The organism is Hallella faecis, assembly GCF_018789675.1.
Lineage (GTDB): Bacteria > Bacteroidota > Bacteroidia > Bacteroidales > Bacteroidaceae > Prevotella > Prevotella faecis.
Map to the genome: position 1 here is coordinate 89,434 of NZ_JAHKBE010000004.1, position 24,729 is coordinate 114,162.

General features: G+C 52.3%; 20 protein-coding genes and 1 other RNA gene. 5 read left to right on the forward strand and 16 right to left on the reverse strand.

Annotated features, from left to right (window positions below; translation table 11 throughout):
• Positions 1-21: 21 nt before the first annotated feature.
• Complete coding sequence (gene ileS / locus KM934_RS02055) at positions 22-3,648, reverse strand: isoleucine--tRNA ligase (RefSeq protein WP_215758950.1); 3,627 nt, start codon at positions 3,646-3,648, stop codon at positions 22-24.
• Positions 3,649-3,852: 204 nt separating this feature from the next.
• Between ileS and KM934_RS02060 the strand changes: the two genes are divergently transcribed.
• Positions 3,853-4,026 (forward strand): hypothetical protein, encoded by a 174-nt coding sequence (locus KM934_RS02060; protein ID WP_215758951.1) that lies wholly within the window; start codon positions 3,853-3,855, stop codon positions 4,024-4,026.
• A gap of 228 nt (positions 4,027-4,254) precedes the next feature.
• Here the strand turns inward: KM934_RS02060 and KM934_RS02065 are convergent, their stop codons facing one another.
• The 3 genes from KM934_RS02065 to nrdD all read right to left on the reverse strand — a co-directional run bounded on the left by KM934_RS02065 (position 4,255) and on the right by nrdD (position 9,748).
• Entirely contained in the window at positions 4,255-6,702 is a 2,448-nt protein-coding gene (locus KM934_RS02065) for a DUF4982 domain-containing protein (RefSeq protein ID WP_215758952.1), read from the reverse strand.
• A gap of 400 nt (positions 6,703-7,102) precedes the next feature.
• Positions 7,103-7,570, reverse strand: coding sequence for an anaerobic ribonucleoside-triphosphate reductase activating protein (nrdG, locus tag KM934_RS02070; protein ID WP_215758953.1), 468 nt, complete (start codon positions 7,568-7,570; stop codon positions 7,103-7,105).
• A gap of 27 nt (positions 7,571-7,597) precedes the next feature.
• On the reverse strand, positions 7,598-9,748 hold the full coding sequence (gene nrdD / locus KM934_RS02075) for an anaerobic ribonucleoside-triphosphate reductase (RefSeq protein ID WP_215758954.1): 2,151 nt from the start codon (positions 9,746-9,748) through the stop codon (positions 7,598-7,600).
• 556 nt (positions 9,749-10,304) lie between these two features.
• Here nrdD and KM934_RS02080 point away from each other — a divergent pair.
• Positions 10,305-10,871 (forward strand): DUF4738 domain-containing protein, encoded by a 567-nt coding sequence (locus KM934_RS02080; protein ID WP_215758955.1) that lies wholly within the window; start codon positions 10,305-10,307, stop codon positions 10,869-10,871.
• A gap of 268 nt (positions 10,872-11,139) precedes the next feature.
• On the opposite strand, the gene KM934_RS02085 is transcribed toward KM934_RS02080, so the two are convergent.
• From KM934_RS02085 to KM934_RS02095, 3 genes are all read right to left on the reverse strand, one after another.
• Positions 11,140-11,529, reverse strand: a complete 390-nt coding sequence (locus KM934_RS02085) for a hypothetical protein (RefSeq protein WP_215758956.1) — start codon at positions 11,527-11,529, stop codon at positions 11,140-11,142.
• Positions 11,530-11,599: 70 nt separating this feature from the next.
• The gene (gene ribH, locus KM934_RS02090) at positions 11,600-12,076 is read right to left on the reverse strand and encodes a 6,7-dimethyl-8-ribityllumazine synthase (protein ID WP_215758957.1); all 477 of its coding nucleotides are present in this window, start codon (positions 12,074-12,076) and stop codon (positions 11,600-11,602) included.
• A 5-nt stretch (positions 12,077-12,081) separates the two neighbouring features.
• The gene (locus KM934_RS02095) at positions 12,082-12,774 is read right to left on the reverse strand and encodes a tetratricopeptide repeat protein (RefSeq protein ID WP_215758958.1); all 693 of its coding nucleotides are present in this window, start codon (positions 12,772-12,774) and stop codon (positions 12,082-12,084) included.
• Between the two features lie 174 nt (positions 12,775-12,948).
• Here KM934_RS02095 and recF point away from each other — a divergent pair, with 174 nt between their 5' ends.
• Together recF and KM934_RS02105 are read left to right on the forward strand one after the other, a co-directional pair.
• Entirely contained in the window at positions 12,949-14,049 is a 1,101-nt protein-coding gene (gene recF / locus KM934_RS02100) for a DNA replication/repair protein RecF (protein WP_215758959.1), read from the forward strand.
• 123 nt (positions 14,050-14,172) lie between these two features.
• A complete protein-coding gene (locus KM934_RS02105; RefSeq protein ID WP_215758960.1) occupies positions 14,173-14,463 on the forward strand; it encodes a DciA family protein in 291 nt (96 codons plus the stop codon).
• A 269-nt stretch (positions 14,464-14,732) separates the two neighbouring features.
• Here KM934_RS02105 and KM934_RS02110 read toward each other — a convergent pair whose 3' ends face one another.
• The 9 genes from KM934_RS02110 to KM934_RS02150 form a co-directional block, all read right to left on the reverse strand.
• On the reverse strand, positions 14,733-16,451 hold the full coding sequence (locus KM934_RS02110) for a S41 family peptidase (protein WP_215758961.1): 1,719 nt from the start codon (positions 16,449-16,451) through the stop codon (positions 14,733-14,735).
• A gap of 104 nt (positions 16,452-16,555) precedes the next feature.
• The gene (locus tag KM934_RS02115; protein ID WP_215758962.1) at positions 16,556-16,999 is read right to left on the reverse strand and encodes a deoxycytidylate deaminase; all 444 of its coding nucleotides are present in this window, start codon (positions 16,997-16,999) and stop codon (positions 16,556-16,558) included.
• Positions 16,983-19,052: a M3 family metallopeptidase gene (locus KM934_RS02120; protein ID WP_215758963.1), complete on the reverse strand. Its 2,070-nt coding sequence runs from the start codon at positions 19,050-19,052 to the stop codon at positions 16,983-16,985. The genes KM934_RS02115 and KM934_RS02120 overlap by 17 nt, the downstream gene beginning before the upstream one ends.
• A gap of 107 nt (positions 19,053-19,159) precedes the next feature.
• Positions 19,160-19,828 carry a Crp/Fnr family transcriptional regulator gene (locus KM934_RS02125; protein ID WP_215758964.1) on the reverse strand — a complete coding sequence of 223 codons (669 nt, stop codon included), beginning with the start codon at positions 19,826-19,828 and terminating at the stop codon, positions 19,160-19,162.
• 14 nt (positions 19,829-19,842) lie between these two features.
• Complete coding sequence (locus KM934_RS02130; protein WP_215758965.1) at positions 19,843-20,865, reverse strand: FAD:protein FMN transferase; 1,023 nt, start codon at positions 20,863-20,865, stop codon at positions 19,843-19,845.
• 5 nt (positions 20,866-20,870) lie between these two features.
• Positions 20,871-21,590, reverse strand: a complete 720-nt coding sequence (locus KM934_RS02135) for a DUF6048 family protein (RefSeq protein WP_215758966.1) — start codon at positions 21,588-21,590, stop codon at positions 20,871-20,873.
• Positions 21,538-22,032: a DUF6452 family protein gene (locus tag KM934_RS02140; protein ID WP_215758967.1), complete on the reverse strand. Its 495-nt coding sequence runs from the start codon at positions 22,030-22,032 to the stop codon at positions 21,538-21,540. The genes KM934_RS02135 and KM934_RS02140 overlap by 53 nt, the downstream gene beginning before the upstream one ends.
• A 46-nt stretch (positions 22,033-22,078) precedes the next feature.
• Positions 22,079-23,026 carry a glycosyltransferase family 2 protein gene (locus KM934_RS02145; RefSeq protein ID WP_215758968.1) on the reverse strand — a complete coding sequence of 316 codons (948 nt, stop codon included), beginning with the start codon at positions 23,024-23,026 and terminating at the stop codon, positions 22,079-22,081.
• 3 nt (positions 23,027-23,029) lie between these two features.
• Entirely contained in the window at positions 23,030-23,548 is a 519-nt protein-coding gene (locus KM934_RS02150) for a DUF4199 domain-containing protein (RefSeq protein ID WP_215758969.1), read from the reverse strand.
• Between the two features lie 184 nt (positions 23,549-23,732).
• Between KM934_RS02150 and ffs the strand changes: the two genes are divergently transcribed.
• An RNA gene (ffs, locus tag KM934_RS02155) (signal recognition particle sRNA small type) lies at positions 23,733-23,826 on the forward strand.
• Positions 23,827-24,729 lie beyond the last annotated feature (903 nt).

The following is a 24,729-nucleotide window of genomic DNA, read 5'->3' on the forward strand; positions in this document are numbered from 1 at the left end:
ATGATTGTCGGGAGCGGTGTCTTAGGCCTTCTCCACCTTAATATTGATCTTGAATGTGTCGAAGTCGGTCTCCACACCATCATTGGGAGCCACCGTGATGGCATCAGCCAACACCTGACCCTTGATATAGTCGCCGAAGGAAGCGATGGCGGAGTCGGTCTCTTCGTTCGACTCCACGGTGACCTTCACGCGGTCGGTAATCTCGAGTCCACCCTCCTTACGCATATTCTGAATGCGGTTGATGAGCTCGCGAGCCATACCCTCGTTCTTCAACTCAGGGGTCAGCTCCACCTCCAGGGCCACAGTCAAGTTGCCCTCGTTAGACACCAACCATCCGGGCATGTCCTCAGAGATAATCTCCACATCGGCCACCTCGACGGTAACGGGCTGTCCCTCAACCTCAAAGCTGTACTGACCGTCGCGCTCAAACTTAGCAATCTCCTCTTGAGAGAGGCCACTCATTGTAGCGGCAACGCCCTTCATGAGCTTACCAAACTTCTTACCCATAACGCGGAAGTTGCACTTCACCTTCTTCACAAGGATATTCTGACCCTCAGCATAGGTCAAGGCTTTAACGTTAACCTCATTGATAATCAGATCCTTAACAGCCTCAATATGGTTTTTCTGAGCCTCATCGATCACAGGAATCATGATCTGAGCCAACGGCTGACGCACCTTGATGCTCACCTTACGGCGCAGGGCGAGAACCATTGAGGTAATCTTCTGAGCCATGGCCATGCGGGCCTCAAGGTCCTTATTGACCCAAGCCTCATCGACCTGCGGGAAGCGATCCAAGTGTACCGACTCCAGTTCGCCCTTCAAATCCTTATAGAGCTGGTCAGCGAAGAACGGTGCAAAAGGTGCCAACAACTTGGAAACTGTCATCAAGCAGGTATAAAGCACACGATAAGCGGCAAGCTTGTCGGCGCTCATCTCCTTACCCCAGAAACGCTTACGGTTGAGGCGAACATACCAGTTGCTCAAGTCGTCGTTGACGAAAGCGTCGATCAGACGGCCGGCACGTGTAGGATCGAAGTTCTCAAGTTCCTTTGTTACACCCTTGACAAGCGTGTTGAGGCAAGAAAGAATCCAGCTATCCACCTCCGTCAACGCCTCCTTGCTATCGGCCAATGAGCCCTCTGCGGGGTTGAAACCGTCGACGTTGGCATAGAGCGCAAAGAAGCTATACGTATTATATAAGGTGCCAAAGAACTTACGACGGCACTCATCAACGCCATTCGGGTCAAACTTCAGGTTGTCCCAGGGCTCTGAGTTGGTGAGCATATAGAAACGTACGGGGTCGGCACCGTACTTGTCGAGCATCTCGAATGGATTGGTTACGTTGCCCACGTGCTTACTCATCTTATTGCCCTTGGCGTCAAGCACCAGGCCCGAACTAATGACATTCTTAAAGGCCACAGAGTCGAAGACCATCGTAGCGATGGCATGAAGCGTGAAGAACCATCCACGCGTCTGGTCAACACCCTCATTGATGAAGTCGGCGGGGAAGAAGGCAGGAGCCACAGCTGTGCCCTCGTAAGTGCTATGTACCAATTGGTTGCGATATTCGTCCTCACTCAAGCCAGTGGCCTTCAAGCCCTCAGTGTTGATCTCACCCTCAAACGGATAGTGAAGCTGCGCATAAGGCATTGAGCCCGAATCGAACCACACGTCAATCAAATCGCTCTCGCGGTGCATGGGCTTACCGCTCTCACTTACCAAAACGATACGGTCGATATAGGGGCGGTGGAGGTCCACCTTATCATAGTTGGCCTGTGAGAAATCGTTGACCACGAAGCCGAGGTCCTTCAGCGGGTTGCTCTTCATGAAGCCCGCCTCGACCGACTTCTCGATCTCCGCATAGAGCTCCTCGATTGAGCCGATGCACTTCTCATTGCGATCCTCGTCGCGCCAGATAGGCAACGGAGTTCCCCAGAAACGTGAGCGCGACAGGTTCCAGTCGTTGAGGTTCTCCAGCCAGTTGCCGAAACGACCTGTTCCAGTGCTCTCCGGCTGCCAACGGATGGTCTTATTGTAAGCCACCATCTCCTGCTTCTTCGCCGTGTCGCGGATAAACCACGAGTCGAGCGGATAGTAAAGGATGGGCTTATCGGTGCGCCAGCTATGAGGATAGTTGTGCACCATCTTCTGGATCTTGAAAGCAGAACCCTCTTGCTTCATCTCCATTGAGATGATAATGTTGAGGTCTTCGGCATTGGCCGACGCCTTCTTGTCCCATACGCCCTCTGGGTTGAACTTAGGATCGTAGGCGTTCTTCACATAGTCGCCAGCATGGTGGCCGTAAGCCTCCACGTCGACACAACGCTCCACGAAATTGGCGTCGAGGTCTTCGATCAGATAATACTTACCCTGCAGGTCGACCATAGGACGTGTCTCGCCCTTCTTCGAGATGAGGTATAGTGCGGGAATACCAGCGTCGTTACACACCTTGGCGTCGTCGGCACCGAATGTAGAAGCCGTGTGCACAATGCCCGTACCATCCTCAGTGGTGACGTAATCGCCAGGGATGACGCGGAATGCTGCATCAGACATCTCCACAAATTGGTCGCGACCATCGGCACCCTGGAACACCTTCTCAGGATGGGCGGCAGCGTATTCGTTGACGAAAGCATGGCTATACTGGCTCACCTTCTCGCATGGCTTCACCCAAGGCATGAGCTGCTTGTAGTGGATACCCACCAAATCGGCACCCTTCATGCGGTCGACAATCTTCCAATGACAATGCTTAGCTTCCTTGTCGTATGCAGGCAGCTCGCCCTCCTTCACCTCATGGTCGGCGTCGAGGTAAGCGCCCAGCAGGCTCTCGGCCATCACGGCTGTGATCGGCTCGCCCGTATAGGGATTGTAAGTCTGCACTGCCACATAGTCGATCTTCGGCCCTACGCACAGTGCCACGTTAGAAGGCAAGGTCCAAGGCGTGGTGGTCCAAGCCAGGAAATAAGGCTTACCCCACTTGGTCCACTCGGCCTTCGGCTCGGTGATGAGGAACTGAGCCGTAACGGTAGTGTCCTTCACATCCTGGTAGCAACCCGGCTGATTGAGCTCGTGTGAGCTAAGTCCCGTACCGTCAGAGGGCGAATAGGGCTGAATGGTGTAACCCTTGTAGAGCAGACCCTTGTTGTAGAGCTGCTTGAGCAACCACCACAGGGTCTCTATATACTTGGTGTCGTATGTAATATAGGGGTTCTCGAGGTCGACGAAATAACCCATGCGTTGGGTCAGTTCGTCCCACTCCTTCGTGAACTTCATCACGTCTTGGTGGCAACGGTGGTTGTACTCTTCCACGGAAATCTTCTCGCCAATATCCTTCTTGGTGATATGCAGTTCTTTCTCCACATTGATTTCCACGGGCAGTCCGTGAGTATCCCAACCAGCCTTACGCTTCACTTGGAAGCCTTGCATGGTCTTATAGCGGTTGAAAGCGTCCTTGATGGAGCGTGCGAGAACATGGTGAATACCTGGGTGGCCATTGGCAGAGGGGGGACCCTCGAAGAATATGAACTTGGGGCATCCCTCACGTTCATCAATACTTTTGTGGAAGATATCGTTTTTCTCCCACTGCGCCAAGACCTCCTGGTTCGTCTTGGTCAAATCCAATCCACTATGTTCGGCAAATTTCTTAGCCATAATCTTTTCTAACTTTACCTTAATAAATAATTTGGCGCAAAGTTAACAAAAAAGTGTGGAACAGGGAAATTTTTCATTATTTCTTTTCACATACCATCCATCCCCAAGGCCGTTCAACTATCAAATCGTTATTTTTTAGTGCCCATAACTTTGTTAGTCGACGATAATTCCGTACATTTGCAAATAAAAAACGAACAAACAGATATGGGAAAGAATGAACTCTATGTGTTGATTGCCGTCTTCGTGCTGCTCACCGTCATCATCGTTTGGTTTGGCGCAAAGTGCATCAACGATATTCGCAATCGGAAAAAACAACAAGAAAAGCGCCGTCAGGAGTGGCAGGCCAAGATCAGAGGCCAGCGCCAAGCCAACGGATAGCGTAGGGTCTGCGTTGTGTTTCGGAAGCCCATTTTTTCAATAAGGCCTACAGATACGGTAATAGACGCAATCAAATCAGCTCCCACTCTGGGGACGGAGAACACGCCTTGTTGTTCCTACACGATGATTAGCTCGAGGTGGTCTGAATCTTCCTTACATTTCAAGCCACCAACGCCAACCCTTTGATAATATTATTCGAGGGTTGGCGTTGGTGGTTCTTATGTTTATTTACTTACCTGCGACTTTCAGTTTGATGGTGTTTTGAAGTTTGGCTTTCTTATCCTTCACCACAACGTCGATGTCGCCGATGGCGTTGCCTGCCTGCACCGTGACTACCAGTTTGCCACTGAACAGGTGCATGTGGGGTTCGGTAAACACCTCAACCGATGTGGCGTCGCCATTACAGATGGCCTTGAACGTTCCAGCGCCACGCACCTCCACTTCGATGTAATCGGTGGCAGTGGGCAGCTCGGTGCCATTCTTATCCACCAGACTCACTGTGATATAGCTCAGATCAGCTCCATCGGCGTGGAGCGTGCTACGGTCAGCCTTCAGTTTGATGGCTGCAGCGCGCCCGGCCGTCCTTACGGTCTGCTCGGCTGCGGGACGTCCAGAAGCATCGTAGGCCACCACGCGCAACTCGCCCGGCTCATACTTCACATCGTTCCACATAAGGCGATAACGCTTGGCGCGCTCGGCAGCCAATTCGGGCGTTGACACCAAGGGGCCATCCCCCCTCAGCGTTTTGTCCTTCTGTCGACGGCCTTGCGACTTGCCGTTCACAAAGAGTTCAGCCTCAGGGTAGTCAGTATAAACAAACACCGGGGTCACCTGACGCTCACGGCCCGGCCAGGTCCAATGGGGCAACAAGTGGAGCGTGTGCTCCTGCGTGTTCCACACCGACCGATAAAGGTAATAGCGGTCTTTGGGCAATCCGGCTAAGTCGAGAATACCAAAGTAGCTGCTTCGACTCGGCCAATAGTTGTCGTATGGCGTGGGCTCGCCCAAATAGTCGTAGCCAGTCCACACAAACTGCCCGATGGTGTACGACTTGTCTTCCATCGCCATGAAGTCGACCTCTGGGAGGTTGCTCCACGAGCACCACTCGGTATCGTAGCCGTTCACCTGTCCATCGGCTTCCTCGGAAGCCACCTTGAAACGAACAGGGAACTTGTAAACGCCGCGCGAACTGACGGTAGAGGCCGTTTCGGAGCCCAACAGGAAACCCTTTGGCAACTGGCTGATGGCCCCATCATATTTGTGGACACGATAATTGAATCCTGCAATGTCCATCACCTGCGCAAACCCAGACTTCAGGGCAGCGTCTACACGGTCCATGCCTTGCGTAACGGGACGCGTCGAATCGTAGCGATGACAGATGTCTTGCAAGCGACCAGCGATGTCGCGGCCTTCACGACTCCCCTGCTCGGGTATCTCGTTACCGATGGAATACATCACCAACGAAGGATGATTGCGGTTCGACAGCACCAGATGGGTGAGGTCGCGCTCGCTCCATTCGTCGAAATACTGTGCGTAACCGTTCTTGCATTTGGGATAGCGCCACATGTCGAAACTCTCGGCCATGACCATCATTCCCAACGAGTCGTACACCTCCATCTGCATCTGCGAGGGCAGGTTGTGGGAGGTTCGTATGGCATCAGCTCCCATGTCCTTCAACGCCTTGACCTGACGGATGAGCGCTGCCTTGTTGAGCGCCGCACCAAGCGGGCCCAGATCGTGGTGCAGACACACGCCCTTAAACTTGCGCGCCTGTCCGTTAAGTTCAAAGCCACGCTCCTTGCTGTAAGCGATGGTTCGTATGCCCGTATTCATGTGGAAAGCGTCAACCACACTTCCGTTTTGGTAAAGCGTCACAGCAACGCGATAGAGATGCGGAGTCTCGGGCGACCAGAGACGGGGGTTGGCCACCGGAAGACTGATGTGCACACGTCCCTCCTGATCGAGCGATGCGTGTGCAGCCTGTTCCACCCATCCCTTAGGGTTAAGGAGCGACACTTCCACCGCCCAACCCTCTTGCCCCGTGGCGCCTTTCACCTGTGTGTCGAACGCCAGCGTGGCAGATGCCGAATCGGCCTTTTCTGTACGCAGGAAGGTGGCCCACGGGTCGATGCTCACCACCGGCATCGTCACCAGCTTCACCGGTCGGTACAGTCCTGCGCCAGGATACCAACGACTGCTCTCTGGCTGATTGCGCAAACTGACAGCGAGGGTGTTGCTACCCGGGTGAAGAAAGGGCGTGATGTCGAGGCGGAACGGCGAATAGCCATAGGCCCAAAAGCCCGCTTTGTGACCATTGACATAGACCGTGGGCTCGGCCATGGCGCCATCGAACTCAAGCGTATAGCGCTGGCCCGACATATCACCTACGTTCAAGGATGTGGCATAATAGCCCTCGCCTATCCATGGAAGGGCTCCTGAGCGCCCTGATTTTTCCGTCTTCTCCTTCTCGCCATTTTGCACAATGGCCACCACCTGCAAGTCCCATTTCTTGTCGAACGGTCCGCTAATGGCCCAGTCGTGGGGCACACTGACGGTTTGCCAATGGAGACTATCACGTGAGAACTGCCACGTGTTGAGCGATTGTTCATGGCGGGTCTGGGCTTGAAGACTGATTGATGACAAAAGTAGTAGTCCACAAAGGGTAATAGGTTTCATAAGTAAAATGTCTTAATTTTGCTATTTCGATGTTGCAAAGATAATAAAAAATAAAGGGAAAATAACTTTTTCTTAAAAAAAGTTTGCAAAACATTTGGCTTGTTAAAATATTATGCTATCTTTGCAAATGTTATCCTGAAAACAATCTTTTTACCTTAGAAGGAAACTAATACCTATTGAAGATTTGGAGCGATTGCCTGTGAAGGCCATCGCTTTTTTTATTCCCTTATCTTTCATCACCTCAAGGCGGGTCAAACCGCAACGCCATCGTTTTCGGGTTCACACCCGTATCATTATGCTTTTACCCCATATCAGTCATTTGGGATTAACGCCACAGGGGCTTCGTACCCTTTCTACAAGACGACAAAAGGATGGTCAAGAAACCATCCTTCTATCCTACTTATTTCTTCCAAAAGCGGTAAGTGATATCCTCCAACTCGTCGCCATTCACACAGCGATACAAGCGTTGGTTAGTGGTCGACTGGTTGAGCGCACCCATATGACGGATATACGGTCCCAACTTGATGTAGTCGAAATGGCGCTTGTCTATGTCGCGCGAGAGTCGAATGCGGCCACTATACCATGCCGTCTTGATCTCAGGATGGTGGTCATGGAGCCATGCAGCCAATTGGTCGACGGTGGCCGGCTCTGCGTCGCCACCCATAAAACTGACGCAGGTGAGCATGCCATCGTTCGATTGGATGAGATGCTCAAGCTCGGTGGTGGTCAGCGGCGTGCCCACATCCTCCCAGAGATAACTGCTGTGGCAACCAGGGCAATGGCAGGGGCATCCAGAGATATTGATAGCAAGGGTCGTCTCATCAGGTATTTCCTGAAAGACGACCTCGGTGTTCACATATTTAATCATGTTGTGATCTGCTGAAAGAGGATCGGATTACTTGGTAACCTCCTCGTGCTTCTTGCCCAACGCAATCTTGTTGGCCTGCGGCAGACGGTCGACACCTGCGTAGAAACGGCGGTGAGCCTCCTTCTGACGTGCCTCAGAGAAGTTGGACACGCGTTTCAAGTAACCGATAATGCGCGTCAAGTAGTCCACATTCTTCGAGTGGCACACGGGGCACTCCTTGAGATAGCGCTTGTCGATGTGGCCACACTCGTTACACAAGGTGTTGGGCACATTGAACGTGAAGTAGTTGCATCCCTCCTTGGCGGCCACACGGAAGAGCTGGCGATACTGGGCCTTCGAGAGGTGCTCCTCGAGGTTCATATGCAAGGCCGAGCCACCGGTAAGGTGCTCAATGTAAGGAGCGCCATGCAACTTGAACTTATCGATGATCGACAACGAGTCGTCCTCCACCACGTAGAAATAACTGTTGTAGCAATCGCGCGGCACGAAGTAGCCATCCTCGCGATCCCACTTGGCGTGCTTCACACCCACATTCTCTGCGGGGATCATCTCGCAGTTGAACATCACCTCCTTGGAACGATACTGCTTGTTAAACTTCTCCACCAATGAGAGGATGCCCTGCACAAAGTGGAGGTAGTCGTCGTTAGGCGTGATGTTGAGGCCCATAAACTCGGCAGCCTCCACCAATCCGTTGATGCCGATGGTGAGATACTGGCGGTTGATATTGATGTAACCTGCGTCGAAGAGAGGCAACATGCCATGACGCTGCAGGTCCTTGAGGTTCTCGTTGTATGCCAACTGCACCTTATGGCAAAGGTCGATCACATTGGCAAGATATTCCTTGTAGTCCTTGCCATGGTTCACCGCATACTGCACGCAGCGGTTGAGGTTCACCGTGAGCACGCTCTTCGATCCGGTCGACACGCCACCGGCACCCAGGGTGTAGCTGAAGCCGTTGTCCTGGATCTCATTGCGCAGGCGGCAGCAGCTCGACAGCGAGTCGGCATTGTCGGAGAGATAGGTGAAGAAGCTATGGCCCTTCGAGTACATCTCAGCGGCGAAATCGCCCCACTCCTCGTCCTTGCAGTCGCCATTCTCGGTGAGCATGGCCATGGTTTCCACAGGGAACGTGAGCACGGTCTTCGTGCGCTCCTGGTTGAACCAATTCATAAAGCGCTTCTGCAACCAGTCGACGCCCTCCCAATGGGGCTGTGATCCGTCGGGGAAGAAGAAGTTACCAAAGAGCGAATCAAAGTAGTAACGGTCGTAATAGCTGATGTTCCAGAACACAGCCTGGTAGTTGCGGGCACCTGTAGGCTGGTTGAGCGAGTAGACAATCTGCTCGAAGCAGTCAGTGATGACCTTATCGATCGTGCGCTTCTTCAAGCTAAGGTCCACCACATCATCAGCGTGCTTGTAATAGTCCTTACCATACTCCTTCTCGATGAAGTAGTTCATATACATCAAGAACTCTGGTGTGGCGCATGCGCCAGCGAGCATGGAGCTCACCATAAACACCATGTTGATGAAGCCACCGCAGAACGACTTGAGGTTGGTGGGTGCCACCGAGTTGCCGCCAATGCTCATCGTACCGCCAATAAGCCATGGGTACATGGTGATGGAGGCGCAATAGTTGGCGAGGTTGGTCTCGTCGTTCTTATATATAAAGTGGTGGGTCAGCAAGTCGAGATACTCGTTGGCGAGGTCCTTTCCATACATGCGTTTGATGCGCTCGGTGAGCAAACGGCGGTTGAGGCGGATAAAGCTGGCCTTGGGCAACTCACCAATCAACGTGGCGATATTCTTGTGCTCCACGTTGGCGTTGGCGTCGAACTTAGAGCCTGTGGCAGCGTTTTCTGCCTCCATGTAGTCGGACAGGAACTTCAGCTTGTCCAGCGTCTCGCGGTCTTCCTGGTGCTCCTGACGATAGAGGATGAACGACTTGGCCACCTTGTAGTAGCCTTCCTTCATCAACGACACCTCCACCTGATTCTGAATGTCCTCCACGCGCACACCATCTTGGATGTCGAGATGACTGAGAATCTTCGAGACTGAACCCAAGTCGATGGGTTCCTGACATGCATTGAATGCCTTGAGAACAGCATTCATGATCTTGTCGAGAGAGAAACTATCTTTCGAACCATCACGTTTCGTAATAGTAAAGTTCCTGATTTCCATGTTTTTATGTAAGGTTTAAACGTTTATTGTTGCACTTTTGGGAAAACTTTTATGATTTCCGATCTCGAAAAGTTTTCCAAAACGGACAACTTCGATTAGTATTTTGTGTTGCAAATGCGATTATTTTATCAACCTTTTGCAATGCAAAGTTACTCATAATTTTCCAAAGAACACCACTAAACAGCCCACCATTTTCATGCCTGTTTACATATTTTAATGACTGATTCAATACAAAACGTCACACCACTACTTGAGCGCTCAACAAGCTAAAGTTTGATAATCACAAGGTTATGTATCATCGACGAAGTAAACTTATGGCATTCGTCGTTTTCTGCGTTTGATCATCCCGAGATAGCAAACCCGATGTTTCACAGGTCAACAATCCTATGAAGTCGAAAACGGCTCAAAAGTAAAAACGAAAGAGAAAATTGCTACGTCTATTATATAAATAAGGTGAAGAAACAAAACTGTAGGCTTTTCATCCTACATTTGTAGGTCCACATCACCTTAATACCATTATTTTTAGTACCTTTGCATACAAGAACAATCCATCATCATGAAGCACTCACTCACACTGATCATCATATCCCTACTCACAGCTATGGCTGTGGGATGCAAAGAAGAAAAGTCATCACAGGTCATCATCATCAAAAAGCCCAAGGTGTTGAAATCGGAGCGCCCCCAAAAGATGGGCAACCTGGTGCACTCACAGTCGGTCAACTGGATGGGCAGCAAGTACACGGTGGAGATTAAGCGTACCGCCGCCGACTCCCTACCCCTTGCCACCGATGGCGTGAAGCGCTATTACGACAACACCATTTCCCTGCGCGTAGTGCGCGCTGATGGCTCGGTGTTCTTCAGCCGCAAGTTCCACAAGAGCGACTTCAAGAGTTACGTGGACGACACCTACTATAAAGATGGCGCCCTGTTGGGCGTGGCGTTTGTGAAAGCCGAGGGCAACCAGCTAACCTTTGGCGCCAGCGTGGGAAGTCCCGACCCTGCCAGCGATGAGTATGTGCCCCTCATTGTGAAGGTCGACAACTTCGGCAACTACTCCGTAACCAAGGACACGAAGGCCGACGTTAACTCCATGAACATCGACCCTGAGACGGAGGACGAATAAAAGTGGCCGCACGCCTCAACAAGCCACACGGCCCAGAAGCCAAAAGATAAGAAGCTATCACCCCTAAAAAATAATGGCGAGAGGTATCCACGATTTGTGGAAGCCTCACGCCATTATTCTTTTACCCCCTATTCGGCGAAAGCAAGATGTCGAAAGAAACGCTTACAAGAGCTGAAAAGAATTCGTAAGATCCTAATAAGCCTCCTATTTTAGCTTCATCATCAATTGGGGTTAATAACGACTTGGCCGAAAGGTTACAGAAGGGTCGTTAGCGCTCCGGACGGGTCAGCTCGGCGTAGGCAGCGTCGAACTTTCGCGGATGAGTGCCGATAAAACAGATGTTCACCAAGCTATTGGCCAGGATCTCAGCATCGCTCAGATCAATGCCGCGCTCACGCACCACATCCTTTCCCAAGCAAACCTCCCAGGTGCAACGGAAATCAGCATCGGCGGCACCCATGTACGACTCGTCCGAATTATCCATGTTGAAAAACCTATAGCGGACAGACTTCTTTGACGGCACGGGCCGCATCTCCAGCAAGATGTCATAGGCTTGCTTCAACGGCTCACGATACTTGGCTGTGCCGGGAAACATCCTTAAGATTTCCGGCATGATCTCATCAAAATTGTATGACTGAATGAGTTCGTATAATTTCATGATTCTTACAAATAAAAAGCGGTGATAACAGGGGCACAACGACACCTTGTTATCACCGTTATGGAGTTACTTAGAACTTAGCCATCTTGATGGCGTCGATAGCGCACTCGTCACCCTTGTTGCCCAACTTGCCACCGCTGCGATCCTTTGCCTGCTGCAAAGTGTCAGTGGTGAGCAAACCGTAAATGACCGGAATGTTCTGTACGGCGTTGAGATGAGCGATGCCGTAGGTCACACCCTGACATATATAGTCGAAATGGGGTGTCTCGCCACGAATCACACTTCCAAGGATAATCACCGCATCAAACCCGTCGTTCTTGCACATCTGCTGTGCGCCATAAATCAGTTCGAAACTACCCGGAACGGTCTTCACATGGATGTTCTCCTGCAAGGCTCCGTGCAGCTCAAGGGTCTTGACAGCCCCGCTGAGCAATGCGCCGGTTATCTCGTCGTTCCACTCAGACACCACAATACCGAAACACATGTTACTGGCATCAGGTACCTTGTCGAAATCGTAGTCTGAAAGATGATGAAGAGCAGTCGCCATGGCTATTACTTAGTGGTACGCTCGATGTACTTGTCGATCTCATTGCTCTGCACGAGCATAGAGTTGACATACTTCTTCTTGATGTCCTGATAAACCTTCAGAGCCTCATCGGTCTTGTTCTGGCTCTCCAGCAACTCACCGGCCTGCAAAAGGAATGTAGGCGACAGGCTGTTGTTGGCACCATCCTTCGACTCGCTGTCGGCCTTTGAGGCAGCATCCTTCAGCTTGCTCACAGCCTTGTCGAGCTGACCAACGGCAGCGTAGGCGTTACCCAAAGCGGCCACAGCAGCGGGGCTCACCATAGCATCGCTTGCGGGAGAATACTTCTCGAGGTAGTTCACAGCCTCCTTGGCCTTGCCCAGATAATAGTAGCAGAGACCGGCATAGAGGTTGGCGAGGTTACCAGCGTCGGTGCTTCCGTAGTCGCTGGCAATCTTCACGAAGCCTGCATAACCAGCGCCGTCTCCGTTAAGGGCCTTGTCGAACTGCTCTGCGTTGAAATACTCCTGGCCACGAGCCAATGCTGTGCTGGCCTTGTCCTCGCGAGGACCGCCGATGAAGGTGTTGTAACAGACTACTGCTGCAACAACCAGAATGATTGCTGCGACAGCTCCTAAAATAACATTGCGATACTTAGTGAAAAATGCCTCTGACTTTCCAGCAGCATCGAATGTTGCTTTTTCGTTTTTGTTTGCCATTATTTTTTGTTGTTTTATTATTTTCAGATTTAGTCGCAAAATTACCAATTTAATCTCAGATATTGAAATTTATTCCATTCTTTTTTCGTTTTTCACTGTCAAAACTCGTAACTTTGCAACAACAAGGGGTTGCGCCAGAAGAATGCAACCGCTACACAACGACAGCATCTCACCATGATACTCAGCCAATTATCCATTATCAATTATAGGAACATACGGGCAGCCAATCTATCGTTTTCGCCCAACGTGAATTGTCTCATCGGCCACAACGGCGAGGGAAAGACCAACCTGCTCGACGCCATTTACTACTTGTCGTTCTGCCATTCGAGCTTCACAAACATCGACAGTCAGGTCATCACACACGACCAAGACTTCTTTGTGATTGAGGGCAACTACCTCACGGAGAGCGGCGAGGCCGAATCGGTGTATGCGGGCATGAAGCGCGGAACCAGAAAGCATTTCCGCAGGAACAAGAAGGAATATAAAAAGTTTTCGGAGCACATCGGACTGATACCGCTCATCTTTGTGTCGCCCAGCGATAGCATCCTTGTGGACGGAGGCGGCGAAGAGCGCCGCAAACTGATGGATATGGTCATTGCGCAATACGACAAGCGCTACCTGGAGGCGCTCAACGCCTACAACAAGGCATTGCAACAACGCAACGCCTTGTTGAAGATGGAGCCTGCGGTCGATCCGGCGCTCATGGAAATATGGGAGGCGGAGATGGCCCAGAAGGGTACCGTGGTATACGAGCGGCGAAGTGCGTTTGTGGATGAGTTCGTGCCCGTGTTCCAACAGATTTACCAAAAGATATCGGGCGAGAAGGAAACGGTGTCGCTACGCTATGTGTCGCACGGCCAGCGGGGCGACCTGCTCGACGTGATCCAGCGCGACCGCCTGAAGGATCTCGCCGTGGGCTATAGCCTCCATGGCGTTCATCGCGATGACCTGGAAATGCTCATCAACGGCTATCCCATGAAGCGAGAGGGCAGCCAGGGACAGACGAAGACGTATGTCATGGCGCTAAAACTGGCCCAGTTCGACTTCCTGCGTCGCACCTCGTCGCAGACAACGCCCCTGCTCTTGCTCGACGACATCTTCGACAAGCTCGACTCAAGGCGCGTGGAGCACATCGTCGACCTGGTGTCGGGTGGCTCGTTCGGCCAGATTTTCATCACCGACACCAACCGCGACCACCTCGATGAGATACTAAGCCATAGCGGAAAAGACTACCGCATGTTCAACGTTGAGAAAGGCGAGTTTGCCGAGATTTAACCCCCATCGGCCATTCTACCGGAACAGGAAGATTAGTAGGACATTATAGCTTCTCACGTTAGCCACCATCCGGTGGCGGCAACCATGGCTACAAGCCTACCAAGATTATAGCAAACAAGAGATATGTTTAGAAAAGACGTGAAACCCTTAAGTGAGGTGCTCTCGCAGTTCTTACGACAGGAAGGACTTGAAACGCCTTTGTTGCAACGACGACTCGTCGACGCGTGGGACACCATCGTCGGCCCCACCATCGCGCAATACACCTCGGATAAGTTTATCCAGAACCAGGTGTTGTTCGTCAAGATCGTCAATCCTGCCCTACGACAAGACCTGAGCATGATGCGTACGGAACTTGTGAAAAGGCTGAACAACGCCGTGGGCTCACAAATCATCACGGAGGTTCGCATCTACTGACTCCCAATCGGGCATTACGCTTCAATCCCAGCGAGCGATTTAATTCCTATCGGTCATTAGACCGAAATAAGGAAAATAGTAGGTTGTTATGTAATGACCGATTTGGGTTTAACATAAAACCTGATGGCCGATTTGGGAACCAACGGCGGCCCCCTGCGGTTGGGAACACCTCCCCCTCTCTTAGAGAAGCCACCCCCTAATGGCACAAACGGCAACCCCTGGTCTCACACCAGCGGTTGCCGTTTGCCATATTTCAATCTTAATGTTTCTTACGCCAGCAAGGTTGCGTGGCAACCCATGCGGGCACGGTTGTCGAAGCCCGAAAGACTGGCCTTGGCCACCTTGCCCTTAACATCCCTGCTCTTTTGTGGAGCTTTCGGGAAGGCGGCGTCGTTGCGCATTACCCGAAGGGCCATGCCAATAACCGGATCGTCCTGGTTAAGATACTCGGTCCAAGCCTGCTCATCCATCATATTGTATATGATTCTACTGTTGATGTAACGCTCAAGCAGCGTGTGGCTCTTCCTGATGAGCAAGTTGCGGCGTTTCAATCCGTGACTGTTGGCATATCCCACAAACTGCTCCACCGTGTTCTGCTTTTTCAGATACTGGGCCAACTCGAGCATCTCCTTAAACGCCTTCATCTTCTGACGGTTGTTGTCGGTATAGTTGAAGGCGAACTGCAAGATCAATCCGCTCATGGCAGCCTTCTTATAATAAGATGTCACGTCGGAGGTGTCCTCGGGCACGAAGATGTCGGGCGTGATGCCACCTCCGCCATACACCACCCTGCCATTGCCGGTGTGATAGGGCTTTCCGGTATGTTTGATGCTGTCTTGCGAGAAGAACTCACCATGCTCATAGCGCGAAATGAGATCCTGCTCGTAGCTGGCGTCCTCGCCATGGGTATAAGGCTTCTGGATGCAACGTCCCGAAGGAGTGAAGTAACGGGCTATGGTCAGGCGAATCATACTGCCATCGGGGAATGGGATCTGCTGCTGCACAAGGCCCTTGCCGAACGAACGGCGACCAATGATGGTGGCGCGGTCGTTGTCCTGCATGGCACCAGCGAAGATCTCCGACGATGAAGCCGAGCCCTCATTGATGAGCACCACCAACGGCATGTTCTGGTAAGCGCCATGTCCATCCGAACGATATTCCTTGCGAGGCGACTTTCTGCCTTCGGTGTAAACAATGAGTTTCTTGTTGGGAAGGAACTCGTTGGCCATCTGGACGGCACTTTGCAGATAGCCTCCCGTATTGTCGCGCAGGTCGATCACCAGGTTCGAGAAACCTTGCTGTTGCAGACTTGCCAAGGCTATCAGCAGTTCGGGATAGGTCTTTTCACCAAAGTTCTTCACCTTGATGTAGCCCGTGTTGTCGTCGAGCATATATGCTGCGGTGATCGTCTTGGTGGGAATCTCACCACGGGTAACCTCATACGTAATGATCTTGGGGTTGCCATAGCGCGCCACACCAATCTTCACCTTCGATCCCTGCGGACCTTTCAGTCGGTGCATGGCCTCCTCATTGGTCACCACCTTGCCCACAAACTTCTTGCCATCCACATACACAATCTTGTCGCCGGCCAACAGACCCGCCTTCTCTGCCGGTCCGTTCTTGATGACGTTTTGCACGTGGATGGTGTCCTCACGGATGGTAAACTCAACACCTACGCCCGAGAACGATCCCTTGAGGTCGTCGTTGGTGGCCTGCACATCCTTGGCGCTGATGTAGACCGAGTGGGGATCGAGCTCAGCGAGGATCTGCGGGATGGCACTCTCCACGAGCGAGTCAATGTCGACCTTGTCGACATATTGGTCATCGATGATGCGCAACAAGTTGTTCAGACGGTTGCTACCGTTATTGATCACCGTCAGTCGGTTGCCCGAAAAGTGGTTGGCGTAGAACGAGCCTATCACTATTCCGACCACCACGCTGATAGCCATCAGCAGCGGCATGAACCTATTTTTCTTATCGTTTTTCATTGGCTGAATAATCCGTTAATAAGGGATAACTAATCCGTTTTTGTTCTCAGGACAATCCCGTTTTGGCTCTCAGGACAATCCGTTGGGACTCTTAGGCCCTTCCATCAGGGCGTTTCCGAGGTTTCGACATTCAGGTAAATCACCTCGATGCCTGCCCTTTCGAGCAACCGAAGGCCATCGTCGAGCCTGTATTTCTCCCCATACACCACACGCTTGATGCCCGCTTGGATGATGAGTTTTGCACATTCGATGCACGGTGAGGCTGTGACATAGAGCGTGGCCCCCTCACTGTTGTTGCTCGACCGGGCCAACTTGGTGATGGCGTTGGCCTCGGCATGAAGCACATACGACTTCGTGAGGTTGTTCTCATCCTCGCACACATTCTCGAAGCCGCTGGGCGTTCCGTTGTAACCGTCGCTGATAATCATCTTGTCCTTGACGACCAACGCACCCACCTTTCGGCGTATGCAGTAGGAGTTCTCCGCCCAGATGTGCGCCATCCTGAGGTAGCGCCCATCGAGCTTTCGTTGCTTATCGTTTGATGCCATTTCGCTTAAGTAATGCTTCTATCGTGGGTTCCTGTCCTCTGAATCGCTTGTAGAGCACCATGGGATGCTCCGTTCCTCCCTTCGAGAGGATGTCGTCGCGGAAACGTTGCGCCGTCTCGCGGTCGAATATTCCGTGAGCCTTGAACACGCTGAACGCATCGGCGTCGAGCACCTCGGCCCACTTGTAGCTGTAATAACCTGCCGCATAGCCACCCGCCATGATATGCGAGAACTGTGTGGTCATGCACGTCTCGGGCAGTTGGGGCGTGATGATGGCCTTCGCCCACGCTTTCTTCTCAAACGGGATGATGTCGTCGGTGAACGGCTTGTCCATCGTGTAGTAGGCCATATCGAGCAATCCGAAGCTCACCTGGCGCATGCAACTCATGGCCACATTGTAGTTGCGACTCTTCCGGATGCGGTCAATGAGATCGTCGGGGATGGGTTCGCCCGTCTGGTAATGGAAGGCGAAAGTGCTCAAGAAATCTTTCTCGACCGCATAGTTCTCCATAAACTGCGACGGCATCTCCACGAAATCCCACCACACATTGGTGCCCGACAGACTGGCGAAACGCGTGTTGGCAAACATGCCGTGGAGCGAATGGCCAAACTCGTGCAGGAAGGTCTCCACCTCACCGAGCGTCAGCAGGGCCGGCTTCGAAGGCGTCGGCTTGGTGAAATTCATCACCACACTGGCGTGCGGACGCACATTCTTGCCACTCTTGGTGATGCACTGCTCTTGGAACTCGGTCATCCACGCCCCACCCTGCTTGCCCTTGCGGGGATGGAAATCGGCATAGAACACGGCAAGGTAAGATCCATCCTGGTCGAACACCTCGTAGGCCTTTACATCGGGATGGTACACAGGGATATCCTTGTTCTCCTTGAACGTGATGCCATAGAGCTTGTTGGCCAAGCCAAACACGCCATCGATGACCTTGTCGAGCTGGAAATAGGGGCGCAACATCTCGGCGTCGAGGTTGTAGCGTTCCATCTGAAGCTTGTGGGCGTAATAGCTCACATCCCAAGGCATGAGTTGGAAATCATCGCCCTCAACGTCCTTGGCCTTCTGCTCAATGGCTTTCTGCTCCTCAATGGCGGTGGGCTTATAGGCGTCGATCAGGTCGTTGAGCAACTTGTAAACATGGGAGGCCTGGGAGGCCATGCGATGCTTCAGCACATAGTCGGCAAAGGTGTTGAAGCCCAGCAACTGCGCCAACTCACGGCGGAGATTGACCAGACGCTTGCATATCTCAAGGTTATTCGTGTCGGTTCCCTCATGCGTACACTCCGTATTGCGAGCCATATAGATTTGCTGGCGCAGGTCGCGGCGGTCGGCATAGGTCATAAAGGGCGAGTAGCTCTCATAGTCGAGCGTAAATACCCAGCCCTCAAGGCCCTTCTCCTTGGCGTTGTTGGCAGCGGCCTCGCGAGCCGTCTCGGGCAGTCCGCTCAGATCGTCCTCGTTGGTGATGTGCAGCGTGTAAGCCTTAGTCTCCTTCAACAGGTTTTGAGAGAACTGCAAGGTGAGCAGTCCAGCCTCCTCGGTCAACTTCCTGAGCTGTTCCTTTCCAGCCTCGTCGAGCAGCGCACCACTTCTGACAAAGCCGTCGTATTCCTTGTCGAGCAGCATCTGCTCCTCGGGCGTAAGCTCGCGGTGGTGCTCATACACATACTTCACGCGCTGGAACAGGCGTGGGTTGAGAATGACATCGTTGCCGTGCTTGGTGAGAATAGGACTGAGCTTTTGGGCCAAGGCCTCCATGTCGTCGTTGGTCTCGGCGCTCATGAGGCACGAGAAGACCGTGGACACACGGTCGAGCAAGTCGTAGTAGTGTTCGCCCTTGCTGTCGTCGGTGACGGCAATGGTGTTGTCGAATGTGGGCTCGTCGGGGTTGTTGACGATCTTCGCGATCTGCTCGTCGTCGCGGCGGATGCCCTCCATGAAGGCGGGCTCAAAATCCTCAAAGCGTATCTTGTCGAATGGCACCGTGTCATGGGGCGTCCCATAGGGCTCCATGAACGGATTTTTGCGTTCTTGACTGTCGATCATGTCAGTGTGTCTGTTTTCTCTCAATTCTTTGTGCAAAGATAACAAAAAGTATATAAACGCGCGGGGAGAATAAGCATTATTTAACTTTGCCGCGCTAAAAAAGCGTATCACGACAGTTTCTCAAGGGCTGGAACCTCTATCTGTCCTCTGCGAAGCAGCAACAAACCGTTTTGCTGCATGACATTGAGACACTGCGACACGTTGCGCCTACTGTCGTTGACCTCGTCGGCCAACCGCTGCATCTTGATCTTGAAGACCTTCCTGCCGGAGGGATGTTGGCAGTGGTCGGCCATGAAACGCACGATGCGTTGGCGCAGGTCGTGGGGCGTAGGCCGCCACGCCTTATGGCCCTCCTTTTGCAGACGGGTGGAGAGCAGGTTCATCAGGTTGAGCCTGAAGATGAGCGAGGCGGTCGTCAGGCGCTGCGTCTCGTTCTTGTCGATGCTGATGAGGTTGCACGTGGTGAGAGCCTTGTAGGTACGGGTGAAGCGTTGGCGCAAGCCGAAGGCGCACTCGGGTTGCAACACGTGGCACCCGCTCTGCTCCTCCACCACCATGAAGCCATGGTCGTCGGAACGCGTCTCCACCAACAGGGTGCCCTCCAGCAGGAACCACAAGCACCCACATCGGTCGCCCTCGCTGACCACCACTTCGTCCTTTTCCACTTTCTGGAAGAGGAGTTTGGTCTTGGCGACGATGTGTTCCAACTCATCCTTACCCATTCCTGTGAAGAGCGGAATCATCAGTAGCTTGTCGTAAACCCCCAATCGCTCCATGTCGACAACCGATTTTAGTTGTCCAATATTTTACCCTCCATTGAGGGCGAGAACCACACTTGGTTGTTGCCTTTCTCGTCGGCGTAAATCAAATAGGCCATCAACTCAGGATGTTTCTCCAATATCTTCTTCGCGCCATCCAATCCCATGACCATAAAGGAGGTGGCGTAGGCGTCGGCCTCTGCGCAATGATTGGCAATCACCGTGGCAGAGAGGATATTGTGCTGAACGGGATAGCCCGTCTTGGGATCGACAGTATGGGCGTACTTCTTGCCGCCTTTGTAGTAGAAATTCCTATAGTTACCACTGGTCGCCATGGCCTTGTCGGTGACATTAAGCACGGTTTGCAACTCGCGGTTGGTCTGCGTAGAGTCGTCGGTAGGCTTGGTGACGCCTATCTTCCACGGCATGCGCTGCTCGTTGATGCCACTTGTTACCACCTCGCCGCCGATCTCAACCATGAAGTTTTGGATGCCCTGGCTCCGCAGGTAACGTGCCACCACATCGACGCCGTAGCCCTTGGCGATGGCCGAGCAGTCGAGCATGATGCGCGGGTCGGCCTTCACGATGCGACCCTTCATGAGCTTCACCTTCTCGTAGCCCACCAAGGCGCGCAGCGAGTCGACAACATGGCGGGTGGGCTCTACGCCTTGCTTAAAGCCGAACCCCCACTCGTTGACCAGCGGCGCCACCGTGATGTCGAATGCGCCATGGGTCTCCTGCGAGATGGTCTGCGCCAGAGTGAACACGTCGGTGAACATATCGTTGAGCTGAACAGCCTCGTTGCGGTTCACCTTGGATATGACCGACTGCTTGTTGAAGGCCGACAAGGCGTCGTCCACCTTCTGCATCTCCGCCACAATCGCAGGCTGGAGGTCTTTCTTGCTTTGGTAAGTGATGTGGTAAACGGTGCCAAAGACAAAGCCTTCGTTATGCTGATAGGGCATCGTGCGCTGCTGACGGATGATCAGCACTGTGCCCACGATGAGGAGCAGGAGGAACACCACCTGCCAAAGGATTTTCTTTTTCTTGACCATAAGTGTCAGAATTCGTAAATGATATTGAACGTTCCGCTGATGCGCGAGGAGCCTTGCTTGCCATAGCCTGGCACATACCACACATTGTCCATGAGGCCATTGTCGTAATGGACGCGGCGACGATAGCGCACGGTCCAACCGAGACGGAGGGGGCCGGCTATCTTAGCGTCGACACCAGCAAGCACTTCCATCCAATGGTAGTTGGCCTTCACGCCATGGGCTGAGAACGGCGTCTCCCCACCCCACACGGGATCGGTGATAGGCGCATGGTCGATATCGCACTTAAAATAGGTGCAGGCGTAACGCAAACCAGCATACACGCGGTTGTCGTCGTGCTTGTTCTTCATGATGTTGAAGTCGACACCCAACTTGCCATAAGGCGCCGAGGTCTTATAGCTGTTCTGCGTAACATCGTCGGTATGGTCGGCCTCGCCATATCCCACCTCCACCACGGGGAAGTACTTATCCTTGAGGTTGACGCGAACACCCGCCTCATACTGGCCATAGGCCGACACAGCGCGCTGGATGGGGCCGATGAGGTCGACCATGACCTGCACACCTCGAAAGAGGGGGATGGAGTCGTCAATCTGTTTCTGCCGCATCTTCTCCCACTCGGCCTTGCTGCGCGACGATTGTGCCTGCGCCACGGGGGCCGCCATGAGAAGGAGCAGACTAAAAACGATACTCCTTGAAATAAACGTAGAAATGCTTTTTAGTGGCATCATAGTTGACATCCTTGTGGTTGATGACAATGGAGTCGAGGGCGTGGCGCGTGTAGCGGACGCGCTGCAGGGTGTGGAAATAAGCCACCCCACAATCCACCGACTCGAAGTGCGGTTTGTTGGTCTTCTCCACCCAAATGGTGTCGATGAGCGAATTGACCTGCAAATACAGCTCGTCGACGTCATGCCCATAGCTCATCGGCAGCGAGAAGCTGTCGGTGTTGACCTGATGGTTGATGAGCACCGAGTCGTTGCTATCGGCACGCGAGGTGGAAATGGTGAGCGTATCGGTCAGCGTGCTGACGGGCCCCATGAGCTTGTAGTTGGCGTAGACGGAGTTGTTCAACGGACAGTCGACCGAAGAGCAAGCCGTCAGGGCCAAGCCCACGAGCAACAGGAGCACGCTGCCCCATGCTTGCAGCCGACAGCCACGACGTGTCTTCATTGGCATGTAATGGTTAGTCATATCAGACGAACTTTGGGTCGAACACTCAGATGGTTTTCTCTATCTGATAGTCGTTGCGGTTGGGGCTCTGACGGCTGACGAGGTCGCCCAAGAAGCCGGCAAGGAACAACTGCATGCCCAGGATCATGCCCACCAGGAACACGAAGAACCAAGCCGACGAGGCCAACGGACCATATACATGATTGCTCAGGTCGATGATCTTGCCAACACCCATGACGATAAGCGCCACAAAACTGATGAAGAACATGATGCTTCCGAGGAAACCAAAGAAATGCATGGGCTTCTTACCAAAGTTGGTGAGGAACCAAAGGGTCAGCAAATCAAGGTAGCCATTGAAGAAGCGGTTGATGCCAAACTTCGACTTACCAAACTTGCGGGCCTGATGATGCACCACCTTCTCGCCAATGCGGTCGAAACCGGCGTTCTTGGCCAGATAGGGAATGTAACGGTGCATCTCACCGTAAACCTCGATGTTCTTCACCACTTCGCGGCGATAAGCCTTCAGGCCGCAGTTGAAATCGTGCAGGTTATGGATGCCCGAGATCTTACGCGCCGTGGCGTTGAAGAGCTTCGTGGGAAGGGTCTTGGTGAGCGGATCGTAGCGTTTCTGCTTGTAACCCGACACAAGGTCGTAATGATCTTCCATGATCATCTTGTAGAGACCGGGGATCTCGTCGGGCGAGTCCTGCAGGTCGGCGTCCATCGTGATGACCACATCGCCCTCCGCCTTCTCGAAACCGCAATAGAGAGCGGGGCTCTTTCCATAGTTTCTGCGAAACTTAATGCCTTTCACCTGTGGGTCCTTGGCCGACAGGCTCTCGATGACATCCCATGAATGGTCGGTGGAACCGTCGTTGACAAAAATGACTTCGTATGTGAAATGATTGGCCTTCATCACGCGCTGAATCCACGCATGCAGTTCGGGCAACGACTCTTCTTCGTTAAACAGGGGTACTACTACTGAAATATCCATATGTTATCGTTGTTTTTTCTTACAAAATAAAGCTACGGGAAGGCTCACCACCCACCCGATGAAGATGTTTTGCATCATGAACAGAAACGCCAACTCGATGGGCGACAACTGTCCCATGAGGGTCAAGCCCTCCGTAATGTCAGTGGTTGGCATGCCGTTTTGCTTATACACCTCCGCAAGCAGGCCAGCCTGGTTCACGATGTTGGTCAGGAACAAGCCGTGGTCGAGGAAACGGAAGTACACGTATTGCGCCAATGCAAAAATCATCGAGGCATAGAAAAAGGTGAGGCAACTGAAAACCAAGGCGCGACGGAACGAAATGGCGCCGTCCAAGGCTTCGTTGCGGAAACGCTGAAGAAGCCATCCCACCAAGAAGGGAGACGACATGGCTACAAGGCCACCCCAAGACGACTTGGGAACCAGCAATATGAGCGCAAAGCTGACAAGCCACGCCAACGAGAGGAACAAGCCACCCTGACGGGCATATGCCTTCACCTGCACTATGGAAACAACATCTATCATAATTGGTGCAAAGGTACGCAAAAATCCCAATAATGCGAGCGTTTAACTACAAAAAGAAAACCATGCGAATGTTAATGCATCTTAAAAAACAGCGCACCTTTATGGGATATCAACAAAAAGTGTTACCTTTGCAGTCGCTTTTCAGGAAGCATGGCAACATCGCTTCCTCTGAAGAACGAGAAATGGGCAAGTCTCTTACGGCCAGCTCCCTCGGAATCCCCCCAGGACGGGAACGTAGCAAGGGTACGAGGTTGTAGCGGCGCGATAAGAATCGCTTGCCCACCTTCGTTTTTATACCTTTCCTATTGGAAAGGACTGATATCAACCCGTCATTCTTTCGAACATCCTCAGCCAATAGGCGCATAGGCCACGTGCGTTTCGCCCAAGCGAACACAAACAACCGGTGGCTTCGACATAGACAACCAACGGTTACGACGTGGAGCTGGTGGCACCCCTACCTGCGTCTACGCATATTCGCCCATTGTTGAGAGCATACAAAACATCCAACAACCCTCCCCCAATTTTAACACTTATTCTCAACGCGCCCTAAGGGGAGACGCAAATATGCGATTCTCGCGCACTTTACATAACCACTTGTCACTCAATGGCTTGCAACATCCGAGAGTCATTAAACACGCCACTTTTCACATTCAACATGAAATAACACGCATCAGCCTCTGCGAAAGGTATGCTTTCGCACTGCGATACATGGTCTTTCGCAACGCGATACATGGTCTTTGGTGTCTCAATACATGGTCTTTCGTAATGCGATAGATGCCTTTTCGCAATCGCGAAGCTCATGGCGACAGTCTTCTTCGCTCAAACGTGGCGTCCACAGACTCTCTCACACCCAAAATCTCTGCACAACTTTTTAACCAAAAATCACAACAACTGTCATCCTGGCTGCCCTAAGCGTTGTGGGCACAAAGGAACCTGGACAAGAGTAGGTCGCATAAGAAGAGCGCGTATTTGCTTGCCATGGCGATGGCGTCAGCAGATACGCGCTCTTCTAAGTTAGGGATGCTCGTAAATCAGTCAAAAACAACCTAACGATCTAATTGTCAGTGTTATAAGAATTTTGTATCTTTGCATAAAATAATAAAAAATCCCCCAAACTGCTTTGACCGGCCTGTTTTGGGGGAAACGAAAAATAATCGTCATGGCAAAGGTACTACAATTTT